Annotated in this window: 17 protein-coding genes; 5 read left to right on the forward strand and 12 right to left on the reverse strand. The window is 64.9% G+C overall.

The window, feature by feature from the left end; translation table 11 throughout:
• Window positions 1-45 precede the first annotated feature (45 nt).
• From J2S32_RS13875 to J2S32_RS13885, 3 genes are read left to right on the forward strand one after another with little or no spacing between them, the layout of a single operon-like run.
• The gene (locus J2S32_RS13875; protein ID WP_253522264.1) at window positions 46-1,296 is read left to right on the forward strand and encodes a serine hydrolase domain-containing protein; all 1,251 of its coding nucleotides are present in this window, start codon (window positions 46-48) and stop codon (window positions 1,294-1,296) included.
• Complete coding sequence (locus J2S32_RS13880) at window positions 1,293-2,729, forward strand: metallophosphoesterase (RefSeq protein WP_253522266.1); 1,437 nt, start codon at window positions 1,293-1,295, stop codon at window positions 2,727-2,729. Before J2S32_RS13875 ends, J2S32_RS13880 begins: the two co-directional genes overlap by 4 nt.
• The gene (locus J2S32_RS13885; protein WP_253522269.1) at window positions 2,726-6,517 is read left to right on the forward strand and encodes a GMC oxidoreductase; all 3,792 of its coding nucleotides are present in this window, start codon (window positions 2,726-2,728) and stop codon (window positions 6,515-6,517) included. The genes J2S32_RS13880 and J2S32_RS13885 overlap by 4 nt, the downstream gene beginning before the upstream one ends.
• An 18-nt stretch (window positions 6,518-6,535) precedes the next feature.
• On the opposite strand, the gene J2S32_RS13890 is transcribed toward J2S32_RS13885, so the two are convergent.
• The 12 genes from J2S32_RS13890 to J2S32_RS13945 form a co-directional block, all read right to left on the reverse strand.
• Window positions 6,536-7,897 carry an MBL fold metallo-hydrolase gene (locus J2S32_RS13890; protein WP_253522271.1) on the reverse strand — a complete coding sequence of 454 codons (1,362 nt, stop codon included), beginning with the start codon at window positions 7,895-7,897 and terminating at the stop codon, window positions 6,536-6,538.
• A 76-nt stretch (window positions 7,898-7,973) separates the two neighbouring features.
• Entirely contained in the window at window positions 7,974-8,603 is a 630-nt protein-coding gene (locus J2S32_RS13895) for a peroxiredoxin (protein ID WP_253522273.1), read from the reverse strand.
• A gap of 196 nt (window positions 8,604-8,799) precedes the next feature.
• Window positions 8,800-8,922 (reverse strand): DUF2474 domain-containing protein, encoded by a 123-nt coding sequence (locus J2S32_RS13900; protein WP_253522275.1) that lies wholly within the window; start codon window positions 8,920-8,922, stop codon window positions 8,800-8,802.
• Window positions 8,922-9,929, reverse strand: coding sequence for a cytochrome d ubiquinol oxidase subunit II (gene cydB / locus J2S32_RS13905; RefSeq protein WP_253522277.1), 1,008 nt, complete (start codon window positions 9,927-9,929; stop codon window positions 8,922-8,924). The genes J2S32_RS13900 and cydB overlap by 1 nt, the downstream gene beginning before the upstream one ends.
• The gene (locus J2S32_RS13910; RefSeq protein ID WP_253522279.1) at window positions 9,919-11,373 is read right to left on the reverse strand and encodes a cytochrome ubiquinol oxidase subunit I; all 1,455 of its coding nucleotides are present in this window, start codon (window positions 11,371-11,373) and stop codon (window positions 9,919-9,921) included. Before J2S32_RS13910 ends, cydB begins: the two co-directional genes overlap by 11 nt.
• A 57-nt stretch (window positions 11,374-11,430) precedes the next feature.
• A complete protein-coding gene (locus J2S32_RS13915) occupies window positions 11,431-11,592 on the reverse strand; it encodes a transposase (protein WP_253522281.1) in 162 nt (53 codons plus the stop codon).
• A complete protein-coding gene (locus J2S32_RS13920; RefSeq protein WP_253522284.1) occupies window positions 11,592-13,451 on the reverse strand; it encodes a SulP family inorganic anion transporter in 1,860 nt (619 codons plus the stop codon). The genes J2S32_RS13915 and J2S32_RS13920 overlap by 1 nt, the downstream gene beginning before the upstream one ends.
• Window positions 13,415-14,647: an NAD(P)/FAD-dependent oxidoreductase gene (locus J2S32_RS13925; protein WP_253522287.1), complete on the reverse strand. Its 1,233-nt coding sequence runs from the start codon at window positions 14,645-14,647 to the stop codon at window positions 13,415-13,417. Before J2S32_RS13925 ends, J2S32_RS13920 begins: the two co-directional genes overlap by 37 nt.
• A gap of 28 nt (window positions 14,648-14,675) precedes the next feature.
• Window positions 14,676-15,089 (reverse strand): TIGR01244 family sulfur transferase, encoded by a 414-nt coding sequence (locus J2S32_RS13930; protein WP_253522290.1) that lies wholly within the window; start codon window positions 15,087-15,089, stop codon window positions 14,676-14,678.
• Window positions 15,086-15,508 carry a DUF6691 family protein gene (locus tag J2S32_RS13935; protein WP_253522292.1) on the reverse strand — a complete coding sequence of 141 codons (423 nt, stop codon included), beginning with the start codon at window positions 15,506-15,508 and terminating at the stop codon, window positions 15,086-15,088. The genes J2S32_RS13930 and J2S32_RS13935 overlap by 4 nt, the downstream gene beginning before the upstream one ends.
• On the reverse strand, window positions 15,505-15,954 hold the full coding sequence (locus tag J2S32_RS13940; protein WP_253522294.1) for a YeeE/YedE family protein: 450 nt from the start codon (window positions 15,952-15,954) through the stop codon (window positions 15,505-15,507). The genes J2S32_RS13935 and J2S32_RS13940 overlap by 4 nt, the downstream gene beginning before the upstream one ends.
• Window positions 15,951-16,880: an MBL fold metallo-hydrolase gene (locus J2S32_RS13945; protein WP_253522296.1), complete on the reverse strand. Its 930-nt coding sequence runs from the start codon at window positions 16,878-16,880 to the stop codon at window positions 15,951-15,953. Before J2S32_RS13945 ends, J2S32_RS13940 begins: the two co-directional genes overlap by 4 nt.
• Window positions 16,881-16,954: 74 nt before the next feature.
• Here J2S32_RS13945 and J2S32_RS13950 point away from each other — a divergent pair, with 74 nt between their 5' ends.
• Complete coding sequence (locus J2S32_RS13950; RefSeq protein WP_253522298.1) at window positions 16,955-17,626, forward strand: peroxiredoxin; 672 nt, start codon at window positions 16,955-16,957, stop codon at window positions 17,624-17,626.
• On the forward strand, window positions 17,623-17,961 hold the full coding sequence (locus J2S32_RS13955) for an ArsR/SmtB family transcription factor (RefSeq protein ID WP_253522300.1): 339 nt from the start codon (window positions 17,623-17,625) through the stop codon (window positions 17,959-17,961). Before J2S32_RS13950 ends, J2S32_RS13955 begins: the two co-directional genes overlap by 4 nt.
• Window positions 17,962-18,190 lie beyond the last annotated feature (229 nt).

An 18,190-nucleotide genomic window follows, 5' to 3' on the forward strand; every position in this document is an offset into this window, starting at 1 on the left:
CGAGGGCGAGCGCGATCTCGCCGATATCGAGCCGGGGGGTCGTCGATGCAACAGCCAAGCCGCACAAGCGTTCAGAACCAACAGCAGCAGACCGCTCCAGCCGATTGGACGCGTGGCTATGTCGCGCCCGGTTTCGAACCGGTCGCGCATGCCTTTGCCGCCGCGATCCAGGCGCGCACGGCGCTGGGCGCGGCATGCACGATCATCCATCATGGCGAAACCGTGGTCGACCTGCAGGGCGGGTGGCAGGACAAGGCGCGCACCCGCGAATGGCAGGGCGACGATGTCGCGCTCATCTATTCGCTGACCAAGGGCATCACCGGCATGGCGGGCGCGGTCGCGGTATCGCGCGGACTGTTCGCCTATGACGAGCCGGTGGCCGATATCTGGCCCGAGTTCGCAGCGCATGGCAAAGGCGCGGTCACCGTGGGCGAGGCATTGTCCGAACAGGCCGGCCTTTCGGCGATCGACTTTTCGCTCAGGCTCGACAATCTGGGTGACGAGGACGCCATCTGCGCGGCCATTGCGCGGCAGAAGCCACACTGGACCCCTGGCGATTACGCCGGGAACCACGCCTATACGCTGGGCTGGATCGCCAGCGAATTGATCCGCCGCCGCGACCCGCAGCAGCGCAATCTCGGTCGCTTCGTCGCCGATGAACTCGTCGCGCCGCTGAATGCGGACGTGTTTCTCGGCCTGCCCGAGGATTTCGACCGCAGCCGCATTGCCCGGATCGAGGGGTTCGGGATGCAGGACCTGTTTATCCACCACTCGACCATGCCCTGGCCGCTGACCTTCAGGATGTGCCTGCCGGGCACGCTGGCTTTCCGCACGCTCAACAATCCGCTGCTGCTTGCTGGACCCGGGGCGCTCGATTGCGAGGATTTCTGGCGCGTCGGCCAGGGGGCGGCGGGCGGCATCGCTTCCGCTCGCGGGCTGGCGGCGCTCTATCAGGCCTTTGCCGAGGGCGGCGCGAAACTGGGGGTGACCCCCGCGGTGATGCAGCAGCTGTGCGGCGGCCATGCCCGCCCCCGCAAGGGACTGAAGGACCAAGTCCTGACTGCCGACATGTATTATTCCCACGGGTTCGAAAAACCCTTCGATGAGTGGGAATATGCCCGCACCCGCAGCGCCTTCGGCAGCTTCGCGGTGGGGGGCTCGCTCGCCTATGCCGACCCGGAAGACGGGGTCGCCTATGCCTGGATCACCAACCAGCTCGGCACCGGCAAATGGGACGACCCGCGCGAGAAGATCGTGCGCGACGCATTCTGCACCTGCCTGGAGACCATCGCATGAGCATTGCCCAGATCGTCCTGTCGGACCTCCACCTCGGGGCGCGCGACAGCCTGCTGACACATTTCCATGGCGGCGGCGAGATCGCCGATGGGCCGGGCGAGGTGCTGTTGTCTTTCGCTCACGGCCTGCGTGAAACGCTGCCCGACGGCGAAAAACCGCAGCTCGTCCTGCTCGGCGATGCGCTCGATCTCGGACTTTCGCCCTTCGGCGATGTGTCCAAGAGTTTCCTCCAGCTGATCGACGCGTTCTTCCCCAAGGACGGGCGCGAGATCTTCCGCCGCGAAATCGTCTATGTCGCCGGCAATCACGATCACCACCTGTGGCGCATGGCGCAGGATCACCGCTTCATCACCGCCTTGCAGGCGGGGGAGATGCCGGGTGATCTGGAACCCATCACGCCAATCATCGGCCAGCCGGTGCACAGTTGCCGGCTGATGGAATCGCTGATTGCGCGCCGCCCGCATCTGGCGGGAGCTTCTGTGCGCATCGCCTATCCCAATTGGGGCCTCGCCGATCGCGATACCGGCCGTGCGGTGGTGATGCACCACGGGCATTATCTCGACGGTATGTATCGCGCGCTGTCGAACCTGCGCGGGTTCCTCGACAATGGCGAAGCGCGGCCTGCGACGATGCACCAGCTCGAGGCGGAGAACGGGCCGTGGATCGATTTCCTGTGGTCCGATCTGGGCAGCGCGGGCGATATCGGCGGAGCCGCCGGATCGCTTTACCAGACCATGCTCAGCGCCGGCGCGAGCCATGACTTTGCCGAAAGCGTTGCCCGGCGGATCACCGGCGGGCTGAATTCGAAACTCGGTATCGATCCCTCGATGCAGCTCAAATACGGAATCACTCTCGACAATCTCCTGCGCGCCGCCGTCGATTTGACCGCGGGCCGTGCAGCAGAACGCCAGCGCGAAGGCTATGGCCATGTGCTCGGCGAAGCGGAGATCGACGATATCGGCTGGTATCTCGGCACGCCCATGGCGGCGCAATTGCGCGACGAACTGGGCGAGCTGCCGACCGAATTGCAGTTCGTGTTCGGCCATACGCACAAACCGTTCCAGGACGAACTGATGGTGGACGGTTACGAGCGGCCCGTGGGCGTGTTCAACACCGGCGGCTGGGTGCTCGACGAACCGACGCTGATGCCCGTGCAGGGCTGCGCGGCAATGCTGGTGTCCGACGATCTCGAAGTCGCCTCGCTGCGGCTGTTCAACGATCCCACCGACGGCACGATGGCGCCGGTGCGGGTCGAAGGCAGCGGGCGCGTTTCGCGGTTGGTCGAAGAGACCGGCGCCGCGGTCGAGCGGGCTGCGAGCCACTGGGCCGATTTTTCGCGCGTGGTTCATGCGCGCATCGTCGAAGAAGCAGATGCGCGGGTGCGCCACCTGCTCGAAACATCCGAAGAATCCCTGCGGGAGGCGGCAGAATGACCATGCAGAAGCGCATCGCGAAAAGCCTGGATCAGGCGAAACCCCACTATACGGTCCTGGTGATCGGGTCGGGCTATGGCGCGGGTGTCGCCGCATCGCGGCTGGCCCGTGCGGGGCAGGACGTTGCCGTGCTCGAACGTGGCAAAGAGCGGCTCCCCGGCGAATATCCGAACAAGCTTGCCGACGCACAGGACGCCATGCAGATCAACGCCAAGGGCGGCCGGATCGGCGCGCCCGACGCCTTGTTCGAAGTGCATGTGAACGACGATCAATATGCGCTGGTCGGCTGCGGGCTCGGGGGGACCTCGCTGATCAACGCCAATGTCGCGCTCGAACTCGACAAGCGGCTGCTCGACCAGGCGCATTGGCCCGCTGCATTCCGCGAGGACGAGCACGAGATCGACACCTATTACGAGCGCGCCCGCGAAATGCTCGCGCCCAACCCCTATCCCGACAGTTATCCCACGCTCGGCAAGCTCGAGGCGCTAGAGCACTCGGCCGAGAAGATGGGCAAGCGTTTCTACAAGACGCCGATCAACGTCACTTTCGAAGACAAGACCAACAAGTTCGGCGTGCCGCAGCCGGCCTGCACCAATTGCGGGGATTGCGTATCGGGCTGCAATGTCGGCGCGAAGAACACCACGCTGATGAATTACCTGCCCGATGCCGCCAATCACGGCGCGGAGATCTTCACCCAGGCGAAAGTGCTGTGGGTCGAGCGCGAGGGCGAGCGGTGGCGTGTCCATCTGGAGCCCAATGGCGTGGATGCGCCGCATGGCCCGACCAGCATCACCGCCGATCATGTGATCCTGGGCGCGGGTACGCTGGGGTCGACCGAAATCCTGCTGCGTTCGCGCGACAAGGGGCTCGCGCTCTCCGACCGGCTGGGGGCCAATTTCTCGGGCAATGGCGATGCGCTGGGCTTCGCTTACGATAGCTATCTCAAGGTCGAGAAGAAGGACGACACGCTCACTGCGCAGCCGCTCTATGCGATCGGCGTGGGCGCTTCGGATGTCGCCAAGGAAGCCTATCCCGGCCCGTGCATCACCGGCGTGATCGACATGCGCGGGACGCGGGATGTGACCGAGGGACTGGTGATCGAGGAGGGCGTTGCCCCCGGCATCATCGCCACCGCGCTCGCCCCGGCGTTCTTCTTCGGCGAGGCCCTGGCCGATGGCTTCACCCGGTTCGGAATGGACCAGGTCAAGCCGCGCCTGATGGACGCCAAGGCGATGGGCGAAGCGGTGCAGACCGATCCCGGCAGCATCGCCGACTGGGCCTATAAGGGCCCGATGGCGCGCATGCAGACCTATCTGGTGATGAGCGTCGACGATTCGGGCGGCCAGCTGGCGCTCGATGACGACCGGCTGACAATTCACTGGCCGGGCGCAGGCAAACAACGCACCTTCCGCCGTGACGATGACAAGATGGCCGAAGCCGCCCGCGCGATCGACGCGCAATATTTCTCCGACCCGCTGTGGAGTGACCCCTTCGGCAAGAAGCTGATTACGGTTCACCCGATCGGCGGCTGCGGCATGGGCGACGATGCGGCCAGTGGCGTGGTCGACGACACCTGCCGCGTCTTTGCTAGCAATGCAGGGACCGATGTTCACGAAGGTCTTTATGTCTGCGACGGTGCTGCGCTGCCCGGCTCGGTCGGCGTCAACCCGCTGCTGACGATCACCGCAGTGGCCGAACGCGCCATCGAAAAGCTGGCGCAGAGGCAGGGTTGGACCATCGACTATACGCTCGGCTCCGAAGGGCCGCTGCCCGAACCGGTCCCGGCCGAGGAAGCCGCACCCGAGCCGGTGCTTGCCACGCGCGGCGATGGCCTGCGCCTGGGCATTGCCAAATGGGTGGCGGGCCATGCAATCGAACCGGTGGCCCAGGGGATCGAGAAGGCCGCCGAGCACTTCGAAAGCGGCGCGGTCGACGAGGGCAAGGCGGCGATCCGCCAACTGGTGATGGACCATCCCGAAGCGATGGCTCCCGGCCTGTCCTTCACCGAAACCATGGCCGGTCATATCAGCGATGTCGGTTGCCACCACCGCCCCTGCGGCCATGTCGAACGCATCCGCGACGACTACGCCAATGGCGAGGCATGGGGCCGCACGCATGGCGGCGACTGCCACTTCCGGCTGACGGTGACGACCGAGAACCTCCATCGCATGATCGAGGAGAAAGAACACCGTTCACGCATCACCGGTACGGTCACGGTCGCCGCGCTGTCACCCGATCCGCTACCGGTGCGCGAAGGCACCTTCCGGCTGCTGGTCGCCGATCCGGCACGCGCGGAGAGCTGGACCATGCTCTACGACATGGTGCTCGACGGTCCCGCGGGGCCGGTCCATTTCCACGGCTTCAAGACGCTCGAGCAGCGCGGCAAGTCCGATCCGTGGACCGATCTCACCACGCTGTTCGTCACGCTGCGCCATGGCGAGGATGCCAGCGGCGAGTTGATCGGCCGCGGAGTGCTCAAGCTGGGCATCGACGAATTCATGCGCCAGCTCACCACGATCGAGGTGCATGATACGGGGACGCTTGTTGCCCATGTCGTGAAGCATATCCCGCGCGCCAAGAAGGCGATCGATACCTATTTCGTCGCCAAATACGCGGGCTTCTTCGCGATGACCGTGTTCCGCTCCTACGGCGGGATGCTGGCGACGCTGAACGATTTTGCGAGCAAGGATGCGGCCAAGCTGGTGGATCGCAAACTGCGGTTGCCGCCTGCTGAAAAGCATATCGTGCCGACCGAGGACGGGGCCAGCATCGGCCTGACACGCTATCGCGGCGGTGCGCACGGACCGCTGGTGCTCGCACCCGGCTTCTCGGTGCGCGCATCCAGCTTTGCCACGCCGACGGTCGAGGAGAATCTCGCCGAAAGCCTCGTGGCGCAGGGCTATGACGTGTGGCTGTTCGATTACCGGGCAAGCGCCGATGCGGGCAATGACACCGAACACCCGCCCGAATTCACGATCGACGATATCGCGCGTTTCGATTGGCCGGCTGCGATTGCCCGGATCCGCAAGGTCAGCGGCGCCGACAGCGTGCAGGCGATCGCCCATTGCGTGGGCTCGATGAGCTTGCTCATGGGGATCGGCGCGGGCTGGGTGTCGGGCGTGCGTTCGCTGATTTCCTCGCAGCTTACGCTGCATCCGGTGACCGACTGGCTGAACTACATGAAAGCCGATCTGGGTGTGGCCGGGACGCTCGGGCAGATCTCGCTGCTCGACGGGCATCTCGACTTTGTCAGTCAGGGCACCGACGCCGATTACGAGATCGACGCCATCGCCTACCAGATCCCCGTACCGGAGGGGCAGGCGTGCAAGAACCCCACCTGCCGCCGCGTGTTCGGCGTGTTCGGCCCGAGCTGGGATCACAGCCAGCTGGGTCACGATACGCATCTGGCGCTGGGCAGCATGTTCAGCCGCGTATCGCTCAAGCCGTTCGAGCACTTGCAGGAGGTCATGCGCAAGGGTCTGGCGATCGATGCCGAAGGGGAGGCCGTCTATACGAGCGACGAAGCCGCGCGCCGTCTGGCGCTGCCGATCAGCTTCCTGTCGGGTGCGACCAACAAGCTGTTCTACCCCGAAAGCGGCCAGCGCACGCGTGTCTGGTTGCAGGACAAGAACAAGCCCGAGCTATACCAGCAGCGGATCGTGCCGAATTACGGCCATATGGACCTGTTCATCGGCCACAACGCGCACCGCGATGTGACGCCGGTCATTCTCGAACAGCTGGAATGGCTCGACGGTACCCACGGCGCGCACCGGCGGGACATCGCCTAGAGCGGCAGCCATGCCCGTCTAGGCAGGGGCGGCCCCGGCGGCGTTCCACGCTCCCATCGAGCCGAGGTAAACGTCGAGTTTCGCAAACCCGCGGCTGGCGAGCCAGCCGGCGGCGACGGTCGCGCGCATCCCGCTGGCGCACATCAGCGTGTAGTGCGTGGCCGAGTCGAGATCGCGGTAGCGTTCGTTCAACTCGCCGACATAGATGTGCTGCGAACCGTCGATCGCGCTGGCAGAGCGTTCGTCGGCGTCGCGCACATCGAGCAGCGTCCAGCCTGTGGGCCGGTTTTCGAGGCGGCTCGCGACCTCGCCGGTTGCGATCATCGGGATCATCGCCATGTCGCGCCCCTGCGCTGCGGCGGGAACGACACCGACATAGCCACCCACGACATTGTCCAGCGCGATGCGCACGAGATGGGTCATGGCGGCGGCGAGCTGATCTTCGTCGGAACCCACCAGCGCGAGGCTTTCGCCTTCGCGGATGAACCATCCGGCAAAGGCCGAGATCATCCCGACGGGCAGGTTCATCGCCCCGGGCAGATGCCCCGCCGCATAGGCCAGCGGCTCGCGGATATCGACGAGATGATCGACCTCGAGTTCGCCCAGTTCCGCCAGTGACAGGCGGCGGGGGCGCATGACCCGCGGGGCCGGGTCGCCGCCGCTGAGGTTGAGCCGCTCCATCAGCCGGAAATAGGGTGGCTGGTAGTGGTTCTCACCCACCTTGAAATCGATGAAGGCTTCGCGGTCGGCGAATTGCAGGCGCGGGTTGTTGGCGCGTTCGTGACCGACGGTCGAGAACTCGCGTTCCGCCATGCCCGACCCGCAGACCGAACCTGCACCATGCGCGGGATAGAGAATGACCTGGTCGCCCAGCGCCAGCACCTTCTGCAGCGAATCGTACAGCAACCCGGCGACTTCACGCTTGCGGTCGGGATAGAAATCGGTGCGGCCGACATCGCCGACGAACAGCGCATCGCCGGTGAACACACCGACCGGACCATCGGGATAGGCGGTGTCATGCAGGACGAAAGCAAGATGGTCGTCGGTGTGGCCCGGCGTTTCGAGCACGCGAATGGTCAGTTGCCCGATTTCGAAGGCATCGCCCTCGCGCGCGGTTTCCGCATAGACGACATCGGCTGCAGCGTTGGGGCCGTGCAAGACCCGCGCGCCGGTCAGCGCCGCGAGGATCGGCGCGCCCGATACCAGGTCCTCGTTCCTATGCGTTTCGAAGATATGGGTGATTTCGAGCCCTGCGGCGCGCGCCATGTCGACATAGCATTCGCAGTCGCGGCGAGGATCGATAACCGCCGCCTGGCCGCCGGACCCAACGAGGTAGGACAGGTGCGACAGACCGGGGGTCTTGATTTTTTCGAGCAGCATTTCGTTCTCCTAGCACGGGCAGGCGGGACCGGCGCAAGCCGGTCCCGCCCATGTCATGGATCGGGTTGGCCCAGGCTCAGTCGATTGCGACCGTGCGCAGGTAGGGCCGTAGCGTAGTGAAGCCCTGCGGGAAGCGTGCCTTGGCGTCCTCGTCGGAGACCGAGGGCGGGATGATCGCGACCTTGCCGTGGCGCCAGTCCGCCGGAGTCGCGACGCCGTGCTTGTCGCTGAACTGCAGCGCATCGATAGCGCGCAGGATCTCGTCGAAATTGCGCCCGACGCTCATCGGATAGGTCATCGTCAGACGGACCTTCTTGTCGGGATCGATGAGGAAGACCGAGCGGACCGCGGCCGTCTCGCTCTCGTCGGGATGGATCATGTCGTAGAGCTTTGCGATCTTGAGATCGGCGTCGGCGACGATCGGGAAAACCAGATTGGTGTTCTGCGTGTCGTTGACATCCTCGATCCAGCGCGCGTGTTCGGCGGCGGTGTCGGTGGACAGGCCAAGCGGCTTCACATTGCGCTTGTCGAACTCGTCGGAGAGCTGCGCGGTGCGGCCCATTTCGGTCGTGCAGACGGGCGTGAAGTCGGCCGGGTGGCTGAAGAAGAAAACCCAGCTGTCGCCCGCCCATTCATGCAGGCTGATTTCGCCATTCTGGGTGTCGACGGTGAAGTCGGGGGCGGTGTCGCCGATATGGAGACTCATGTGCAAATCCTTCGCTTCGAGTGGATGCGCACCTTCTACGCGCGGTTCGGAACACCGTCCAATTCGGATTTACGATTGCATTAATCGAGTAATCAAACGCGTCTGGATTTGACCTGCTTACGCCTTAAGGGTGCCCGCCGTAGCCGTTCATTTATGTGAAAATGATAATTGAAAGCCTTCTAGGTGACAATCCGAGTCAGGCCTTGAGCCAGAACCGGATGATATAAGCGACGGTGCCCAGCACGGCGATGCTCGCCGCCCAGATCACTGCCATCCAGCCAAGCCGCCGCCACAGCGGTCGTTCGTCCGGACCGGGCATCAATGATAGCCCTCGTCGCCCACCTTGCCGCGGAAGACCCAATAGGCCCAGGCAGTATAGGCGATGATCAGCGGCATGGTGATCGCCACCCCGACCAGCATGAAGATCTGGCTTCGTTCGGGTGCCGCGGCATCCCAGATGGTGACGCCGGGCGGCACGACATAGGGCCACATGGTGAACCCGAGCCCCGCCATGCCGAAGAAGAACAGCGCGAGGCTGAGCCAGAACGGCTTGCTGTGGCGCTCGACCGACAGCGAGCGCAGCAGGGCGATCGCGATGATGCCGGTCAGGATCGGCACGGGCGCGGCGAGGTATATCTCGGGCGCCGTCAGCCAGCGATCGGCATATTCGGGGTTCAGGAACACGTTATAGAGGCTGACCCCGCCCATCAGCACCAGCGTGGCCCAGGCGGCGCGCTTGGCAAGCTGGCGGGCGTGATGCTGGCTGTCGCCGTCGAGCTTCCACACCAGCCAGGTCGCACCAAGCAGCGCATAGCCCGCCACCGTGCCGAGCCCGGTCAGCAGCGTATAGGGCGTCAGCCAGTCGAACCAGCTGCCCGCATAGGCGCGGTCGACCACTTCGATGCCCTGCAGCAGCGCGCCCAGCGTCATGCCCTGCGCCATCGCCGCCACGAGGCTGCCGCCGGTAAAGGCCGCGTCCCACAGCCGCCGATGGCTGGGGTCGCGCCAGCGATACTCGAACGCCACGCCGCGAAAGACCAGCCCCAGCAACATGGCGATGATCAGCGGATAGGTCGCCGGCAGGATCACCGCATAGGCCAGCGGGAAGGCAGCAAAAAGCCCGCCGCCCCCCAACACCAGCCAGGTCTCGTTACCGTCCCAGACCGGGGCGATGGAGTTCATCGCCCGGTCGCGTTCGGGCCCGACTTCGAAGGTCGGGAAGAGGATCCCGATGCCCAGATCGAAGCCGTCCATCACGACATAGGCGAAGACCGCAAAGGCGATGATGAACGCCCAGATGACGGTAAGGTCGAAATTAACGGCCATCGGTCGCCTCCTCGTGATCGCGCGGCAGGGTGCTGGGGTCGCCCGGGTTCTGCGACGGCCCCGGGGTAATGCCGGCGGTACGGATGGGCCCCGTATCGCCGCGCTTGACGCCCTTCTCGCCGACATGCGGGGGACTGTGCATCAGGTGGAGAATGTACCACACCCCCGCGCCGAAAACGGCGAAATAGACCACCACGAAGGCGAGTAGCGAAGCGCCGACTGCGGGCGCGTCGAGCGGGCTGGCGGCATCCGCCGTGCGCAGCAGATTGTAGATCACATAGGGCTGGCGGCCGACTTCGGTGGTGATCCACCCGGCGATGACCGCAACGAAACCACTCGGTGCCATGACCAGCGCGGCGCGGTGCAGCAGCGGCCAGTCGTAGAGCTTCCTGCGGACACGCGCGAGCAGGCTCCACAGTCCGAGCCCGAGCATGGCGAAGCCGATGGCGACCATGATGCGGAACGACCAGAACACGATGCCGACCGGCGGTTCCTCGTCATCGGGGATCGTATCCAGCCCTGCCATCGGCGCATAGAGATCGTGCTTGAGGATCAGCGAGGATGCCTTGGGAATCTCCACGGCGTATTTGACCCGCTTTTCCTCGCTGTCGGGAATGCCGAACAGGATCAGCGGCGCGCCATCGGGATGGCTCTGGTAATGCCCCTCCATCGCCATGACCTTTTGCGGCTGGTGCTCGAGCGTGTTGAGCCCGTGCAGATCGCCGGCGAAAATCTGGATCGGCGCGACGATCGCCGCCATCCACATCGCCATCGAGAACATCTTGCGCGCATGGAGATTGGTGCGGTCGCGCAGCAGGTGCCATGCGCCGACCCCGCCAACCACGAAGGCGGTAGTGAGATAGGCGGCGATCACCGTGTGCACGAGGCGATAGGGGAAGCTGGGGTTGAAGATGATCTCGATCCAGCTGTCGCCCGGCAGATATTGCCCGTTTGCGCCCAGTTCGTAGCCGACCGGCGTCTGCATCCAGCTGTTGACCGACAGGATCCAGAAGGCCGACACAAAGGTCCCGACAGCGACCATCAGCGTGGCGGCGAAGTGGAGCTTCTTGCCGACCTTGTTCATCCCGAACAGCATGACGCCGAGGAACCCCGCCTCGAGGAAAAAGGCGGTGAGGACTTCATAGGCCATCAGCGGGCCGATCACCGGGCCGGCGATGTCGGAGAAGACCGACCAGTTGGTGCCGAACTGGTAACTCATGACGATGCCCGACACGACGCCCATGGCGAAGGCGATGGCGAAGATCTTGAGCCAGTATTTGAACAGGTCGAGATAGATCTGCTTGCCGGTCTTGAGCCACAGGCCCTCGAGCACTGCGAGGAAGCTCGCCAGGCCGATCGAAAAGGCCGGGAAGATGAAGTGGAAGCTCACCGTAAAGGCGAACTGGATCCGGGCGAGTAGAAGTGCGTCGACGCCTTCGAACATGGTGTCCCCTATCTCACAGCTCGTTTAGCGGAGCGATGGCCGCTTGGCCCGCCCGAATTACGCAATGGGTGTTGCATCGGATTGGCGCGCCGTGCGCCAGCGGTAGAACGTCTTTTCCGAGATGCCGACCTCGCGGCAGCTCTCGCACACGCCCTTGCCGGCGGCGATCAGCGTCTCGATCCGGCGGCAGCGCGCGTCCTTGTCGGGGATTACCGCCATCAGATCATCCCCCGCGCCATGTCGGGTGTGGGCGTGTCGGGCGGGCCGCCATTGGCCGCGAGTTCGCGAAAGGCGCGGTTCTGCGACAGGAACACCTTGCCGTTCAGATCGGCGACGAAATGGGTGCGGTTCAGCCGATCCATGACCGGACCTTTTACTTCGGACAAATGCAGCCCGATCCCGGCATCGGCCATACGGTGATTGATCGCCTCGAGGCTTTCGAGGCCCGAAGCATCGATTTCGTTCACTGCGCTGCACATCAGGATTACGTGGCGCACTGCGGGCCGGTCGGCGACTTCCTCGAGGACATATTCCTCGAGCCAGCGCGCGTTGAGATAGGTCAGGCTCTCGTCGATGCGGATCGACAGGACATGCGGCACGGTGAACACGTCGTGGCGGTCGATATTGCGGAAATGCTCGGTCTCGGGAACGCGGCCGACGATCGCGGCATGCGGGCGGCTGGCGCGCCACAGATAGAGCAGCAGTCCCACCGCGACCCCGGCGATCACGCCCAGTTCGACGCCCGCCAGCAGGGTGATGACGATGGTCACCATATGCGCGGCGAAATCGGCTTTCGAATAGCGCCACAGCTGGCCCGGGGTCTTCAGGTCGACCAGGCTGAGCACGGCGACGATGATTGTCGCGGCCAGCGTCGCGATCGGCAGGCTGAACAGCAGGGGTGTCAGGAACAACCCTGCCAGCGCGATACCCACCGCGGTGTAGGCACCCGCGGCGGGCGTTTCCGCACCGGCATCGAAATTGACCACCGAGCGGGCGAAACCGCCGGTTACCGGATAGCCGCCCGAAAAAGCGCTGGCGATGTTCGACGCGCCGAGGCCGATCAATTCCTGGTTCGGCGCGATCCGCTGGCGCCGCTTGGCGGCCAGCGTCTGCGCGACCGAGACGCTTTCGACGAAACCGATGACCGAGATCAGCAGCGCGGGCACCCATAGCTGCGCAATCAGGTCGAGATCGGTCGAGGGAAGGGCGAAGGGAGGCAGACCCTGCGGGATCGCGCCGACCAGGTTCACGCCGCGATCGCCCAGATCGAATGCAATCGCTGCAAGGATGGTGACCGCCACCGCGGCTACCGGTCCGGCCTTGGCCACGATATCGGCGGCATGGAGTTTCAGGCCCATCCGCATCAGCAAGGGCTTCAGACCCTTGCGGACCCAGAACAGAAACAGCGTCGCGGGCACGCCGATCGCGAGCGTCCACGGATTGATCTGGTCGGAAGCCGATGCCAGTCCGCCAAGCATGGCGGGCCAGGTATCGCCGCCCGCGCTGACGCCGAGGATATGCTTGAGCTGGCTGGTCGCGATGAGGATACCGCTGGCAGTGATGAACCCGCTGATCACCGGGTGCGACAACAGGTTGGCGAGGAAGCCCATGCGCAGCAGGCCGAGCACGACCAGCATCACACCCGACAAGGCCGCCAGCGTAATCGCCGCTTCGAGATAAAGCGCGGTTCCCTGCGCGGCGACCGCGCCCGCCGCGCTTGCGGTCATCAGCGACACCACCGCAACCGGGCCGACCGCCAGAGTGCGGCTGGTGCCGAAAATCGCATAGGCGACCAGCGGGAGGATCGAGGCGAAGAGCCCGACCACCGGCGGCAGGCCCGCCAGCAGCGCATAGGCGAGACTTTGCGGGATCAGCATGATGGTGACGACGATGGCCGCCACCATGTCCTTGGTCAGGATCGCGCCATTATACGACCGGCCCCATTCGAGGATGGGGAAATACTGCGCCAGCGCTCCTGCGCGCTGGCCCTGTCCGGGGGCGCTGGCCTGCGCCACGCCTGGGTCCGATTCCGGCCTGTCCATCACGCGGCGGTCTTGACCTGCGGTTTGACCATCCATTCATGGCCCTTGAGCATGCCGTTCCAGTAGATCCACGGCAGCGCTTCGGATTTCAGCAGCCAGCTCAGCCGCCGCGGACGCGTGCCGTCGATCAGCCAGGTGGGGAAGCTGGGCTGGAGCTCGCCGTCATAACCGAACTCGGCAAGCACGATCTTCCCGCGCTCGACCGTCAGCGGACACGAGCCATAGCCATCGTAATCGGCGACCGGCTGCTTGCCGTCGAGCACCGCCAGCGCGTTGACCGCGACGATCGGTGCCTGCTTGCGCACGGCCGCGGCGGTCTTGGCATTGGGGCTCGACCCGGCATCGCCAAGACCGAAGACATTGGGGTAGCGCACATGGCGCAGCGTGAACTTGTCGACATCGACAAAGCCGCTTTCGGCATGCGCCAGCGGGCTGTCGGCAACGAATTGCGGCGCCACTTGCGGGGGCACGACGTGGAGCATGTCGAACGCGACCACTTCCTCGCCCGCTTCGGTCTTGAACGTGGCGGTCTTTGCCGGTCCGTCGACCGCGACGAGTGTCTGGTTGAGCTTGAGATCGATGCCGTATTTCTCGACATATTCCATCAGCGCGGGGAGGTATTCCTTGACCCCGAAAAGCACGCCGCCCGCATTGCGGAACTCGACATCGATATCGTTGAGCACATGGCTATCGGCCCATGCATCGCAGGACAGGTACATCGCCTTTTGCGGCGCGCCGGCACATTTGATCGGCATCGGCGGCTGGCTGAAGATCGCCCGCCCGGACTTGAGGCCCTGCACCAGCTCCCAGGTGTAGGGGGCGAGATCGTAGCGATAGTTCGAGGTCACGCCGTTCTTGCCCAGCGTATCTTCCAACCCGGCAATCTTCTCCCACGCCAGGCGGATACCGGGGGCGACGATCAAGATCCGGTAGGTAATCGTGCTGCCGTCGGCGAGCGTTACCTGATTATGCTCGGGCTGGAAGCTGGCCGCGGCCTCGCGGATCCAGTGGGCTCGCCGGGGCATGACGCTGGCCATCGGGCGGCGGGTTACCGGCGCATCGAACACGCCCGCGCCGACCATCGTCCAGCCGGGCTGATAGTAATGGTCCTCGGCCGGCTCGACGATCGCGATATCCAGACCGGGACGCCGCCGCAGCATCGAGGACGCGGTAGCGATGCCCGCCGATCCGCCGCCGATAATGACCACCTCGTGGGTAAGTGCCTGTGCCATGCCGATCCTCTCCGAGAAGTGATTTGGGTTATGCGCCAAGCCGCGGGCGCAGGGGGGACAGGTCGTAGCCTGCCTGCCGCGCCCGCTCGATGCGCGCATCGGCGCTCAGCTGCTCGACATTGGCAAGCGTATCGAGCGTGATCGAGCGTGTGCCGGTACGGCAGTAGGCCAGCACCTTGCCATCCGCTTCCCGGCGGACCGTGGCAAAGGCCGCGATCGCCTCCGCGGGAAAGGCGCCTCCCGAAACCGGGATATGATGGAAGGCAATGCCTGCGCTGTGCGCCGCATCGCGCATCTCGGCCACGGTGGGCTGGCCATCTTCCTCCCCGTCGGGGCGATTGCAGATGACGGTGCGATAGCCCGCATCGGCAGCGTCTCGCATGTCGGCAGCCTGCACTTGCGGGACGACTGCGAACCGCTCGGTGACTTCGATAATTCTCATGCGCCCGCTCCTTCGAACAACCGCACGAGAGCCATACCCGCAAGCATGGCCGCGACGAAGATCGCCGCCGCCGCGGGTTCGATCACCAGCGCAGCGATGCCCGGTCCGGGGCACAGTCCGGCCACGCCCCAGCCGATGCCGAACAGCGCCGCCCCGCCGATCAGGCGCGGGGTGAGGTCGGATCGGGTCGGCAGGTGGAAATGCTCGTCGAGCAGCGGCGCTGCCATGCGCGGCACGAAACGCCAGGCGATCGCCATGACGATGACCGCGCCGCCCATGACGAAGGCGAGCGTCGGGTCCCATGCGCCGAAGATGTCGAGAAATCCGCGCACACGCGCTGGATTGGTCATCCCGCCCAGCGCCAGTCCGGCGCCAAACAGCGTGCCTGAGATCAGGCTTGGGATAGTGATCCGGCTCATTGCAATACCTCCAGTCCCATCGCGTTCATCACCGCGACCGTGGCAATGCCCGCCGCCATGAAAGTCGCGGTGGCGACGATCGAGCGGCCCGACAGGCGGCTGACCCCGCAAACCCCGTGTCCGCTGGTGCAGCCGCTGCCGAGGCGGGTTCCGATCCCGACCAGCAAGCCTGCGACCACCAATACCAGCGGACTGGCGAAGCGGGCCTCGATCCCGCCGCTGAGGAGCGACACGATCAGCGCGCCGAGCGGCAGGCCGATCACGAACATCCACGCGGCGCTGCGGGGAATCCCGCTACCGCCCAGGCCGACCGCCTTCGCGGCTAGCCCGGAAACGCCGGCGATACGGCCAAGCCCGAGCAGCATCAGCGCCGCGGCAAGGCCGATGAGCGCGCCGCCCGCCAGTCCGGCGAGCGGCGCGGCATCGGGAAATCCGGGGAGCGTCATACCGCGTTCACCGGGATCTTGATGTAGCTCACGCCATTATCCTCGGGTTCGGGCAGGCGCCCGCCGCGAATGTTCACCTGCACCGACGGCATGATCAGCTTGGGCATGTCCAAGCCCTTGTCGCGGGTGGTGCGCATGGTGACGAAATCGTCCTCGGTGACGCCGTCCTTGACGTGGACGTTCTCCTCGCGCTGCTGCTTCACCGTGGTTTCCCAGGCGTATTCGTCGCGGCCCGGGGCCTTGTAGTCGTGGCACAGGAACAGCCGCGTGTCGTCGGGCAGGGAGAGGAGGCGGCGGATCGAGCGGAACAGCTGGTGCGCGTCCCCGCCGGGGAAATCCGCCCGCGCAGTTCCGAAGTCGGGCATGAAGATCGTATCGCCGACAAACGCCGCATCGCCGATGATGAAGGCCATGTCCGCGGGCGTGTGCCCGGGAACGTGAAGCGCGATACCTTCCAGCTCGCCGAGGCTGAAGGTTTCGCCATCGTCGAACAGCTTGTCGAACTGCGACCCGTCACGCTCGAAATCGGTCCCGGCATTGAACAGCTTGCCGAACACTTCCTGCACGCGAATGATCTCGCGTCCGATGGCGAGCTTGCCGCCGAGCTTGGTCTGCAGATAGGGCGCCGCCGAAATGTGGTCGGCATGCGCATGGGTCTCGATCAGCCAGGTCACTTTCAGATTATTGGAAGTGACGTATTCGACAATCCGATCGGCGGAGCCATTCGAGGTCCGGCCCGACGCGGCTTCGAAATCGAGGACCGAATCGATGATTGCGGCCTCGCTGGTCTTGGGGTCGTGCACTACATAGGACACCGTATTGGTTGCTTCGTCGAAGAACCCGGCGATCGACGGGCGCAGCCCCTTGTTGTCCTGGGCGCGGGCAATTTGCTGGGAGGCCGATTGTAGCGATTGATCGTTATTCATGATTCTCACTCCATTCGATTACATAAACTATTTATATGTATTGCGTTTCCGATGTCAAGTGGTATGCAGTCGGCATGACCCACGATGCCTCGAAAGACAGCGGCGAGCATATCGCCCCCGGTGCCGGCCTCCGGATCGGCGATATCGCACCCGATTTTTCCGCCCGGAGTACCACAGGCGACATGCGGCTGTCGGATTGTCGCGGGCGCTGGCTGGTCCTGTTCTCGCACCCGGCCGACTTCACCCCGGTCTGCACGACCGAGTTCGTGGCGCTGGCCAAGGCTGCCGACCAGTTCGCGCAGCGCGAATGCGACCTCATGGCGCTGTCGGTCGACAGCCTGTTCTCGCATTTCGCCTGGCTGCGGATGATCCGCGACCGCTTCGATGTCGAAGTACGCTTCCCGATCATCGAGGATCCCACGCTCGTCATCGGGCGCGCCTATGGCATGGTCGCGCCGGGCGATAATGACAGCGCAACGGTGCGCACGACCTTCTTCATCGATCCGCACGGCGTGATCCGCGCGATGACATGTTATCCCGCCAATGTCGGACGCTCGACATCCGAAATGCTGCGTACGCTCGATGCGCTGCAGGCGGTCGACAAGGATCCGGTGCTCGCCCCGGCCAATTGGGAGCCGGGACAGAAGCTGCTGCGCCAGCCGAGCGCCGAGCTCGACGATGTGTTCGCGGCGAAGGATCACACCGACTGGTTTCTGCAGGAAGTGGGCCGGGGCAAGCGCGCATGACCGGGGACGAACTGGTCGATGCACTCAAGGCGGTCGCGCATCCGGTGCGCCTGCGCATCTTGCAGACACTCGCCGGGACCGAACGCAATGTCGGCGAGATCGACGAGGCGGCGGACATCGGCCAGCCCACGCTGTCGCAGCAGCTCGCCGTCCTGCGCAATGCCGGGCTGGTGACGACACGCAAGGACGCCAAGCTGGTCTTCTACCGCATCGACGAACAGCGGGTCGCGGCGGTTTCGGCTGCGCTCGGCGGTCTCGCCGGGGTGGACCTGGCCCCCACGCGCCCGACCCGCAGCCCGGCCCCGGGTGTCGCCAATTTCGCGCGCCTCACCTGACCGGACCATTCGTAAGGCTCGGACGCGACCCTTTCCGAACCGCCTGGCGGCTGCGCGTTGCGCCGATCATTGCAGGCAGGGGTGCACTTCGCGCTGACCTTCAACGCGCGATCGTTGCAACAATACCACCCGTAAATCCGGCCCGATGGCCTGCAAATGCGAATGACTTGCAATAGTATTCTCATCGCACTAGGCGGACCTTCGAACGAATCACGAGGGCCCCCATACA

Source organism: Qipengyuania citrea (assembly GCF_024171405.1).
In the GTDB taxonomy this organism is placed as follows: Bacteria; Pseudomonadota; Alphaproteobacteria; order Sphingomonadales; family Sphingomonadaceae; genus Qipengyuania; species Qipengyuania profunda.

Bases quoted from the DNA above. Each gene is read 5' to 3' on its own strand.
- J2S32_RS13900 (WP_253522275.1), bottom strand. From the start codon at position 8,922: ATGCCCGGTCCGGACGAACGACCGCTGTGGCGGCGGCTTGGCTGGATG.
- J2S32_RS13880 (WP_253522266.1), top strand. From the start codon at position 1,293: ATGAGCATTGCCCAGATCGTCCTGTCGGACCTCCACCTCGGGGCGCGC.
- J2S32_RS13875 (WP_253522264.1), top strand. From the start codon at position 46: ATGCAACAGCCAAGCCGCACAAGCGTTCAGAACCAACAGCAGCAGACC.
- J2S32_RS13925 (WP_253522287.1), bottom strand. From the start codon at position 14,647: ATGGCACAGGCACTTACCCACGAGGTGGTCATTATCGGCGGCGGATCG.
- J2S32_RS13940 (WP_253522294.1), bottom strand. From the start codon at position 15,954: ATGACGCTCCCCGGATTTCCCGATGCCGCGCCGCTCGCCGGACTGGCG.
- J2S32_RS13955 (WP_253522300.1), top strand. From the start codon at position 17,623: ATGACCGGGGACGAACTGGTCGATGCACTCAAGGCGGTCGCGCATCCG.
- J2S32_RS13885 (WP_253522269.1), top strand. From the start codon at position 2,726: ATGACCATGCAGAAGCGCATCGCGAAAAGCCTGGATCAGGCGAAACCC.
- J2S32_RS13890 (WP_253522271.1), bottom strand. From the start codon at position 7,897: ATGCTGCTCGAAAAAATCAAGACCCCCGGTCTGTCGCACCTGTCCTAC.
- J2S32_RS13920 (WP_253522284.1), bottom strand. From the start codon at position 13,451: ATGGATGGTCAAACCGCAGGTCAAGACCGCCGCGTGATGGACAGGCCG.
- J2S32_RS13945 (WP_253522296.1), bottom strand. From the start codon at position 16,880: ATGAATAACGATCAATCGCTACAATCGGCCTCCCAGCAAATTGCCCGC.
- J2S32_RS13935 (WP_253522292.1), bottom strand. From the start codon at position 15,508: ATGAGCCGGATCACTATCCCAAGCCTGATCTCAGGCACGCTGTTTGGC.
- J2S32_RS13915 (WP_253522281.1), bottom strand. From the start codon at position 11,592: ATGGCGGTAATCCCCGACAAGGACGCGCGCTGCCGCCGGATCGAGACG.
- cydB (WP_253522277.1), bottom strand. From the start codon at position 9,929: ATGGCCGTTAATTTCGACCTTACCGTCATCTGGGCGTTCATCATCGCC.
- J2S32_RS13895 (WP_253522273.1), bottom strand. From the start codon at position 8,603: ATGAGTCTCCATATCGGCGACACCGCCCCCGACTTCACCGTCGACACC.
- J2S32_RS13950 (WP_253522298.1), top strand. From the start codon at position 16,955: ATGACCCACGATGCCTCGAAAGACAGCGGCGAGCATATCGCCCCCGGT.
- J2S32_RS13910 (WP_253522279.1), bottom strand. From the start codon at position 11,373: ATGTTCGAAGGCGTCGACGCACTTCTACTCGCCCGGATCCAGTTCGCC.
- J2S32_RS13930 (WP_253522290.1), bottom strand. From the start codon at position 15,089: ATGAGAATTATCGAAGTCACCGAGCGGTTCGCAGTCGTCCCGCAAGTG.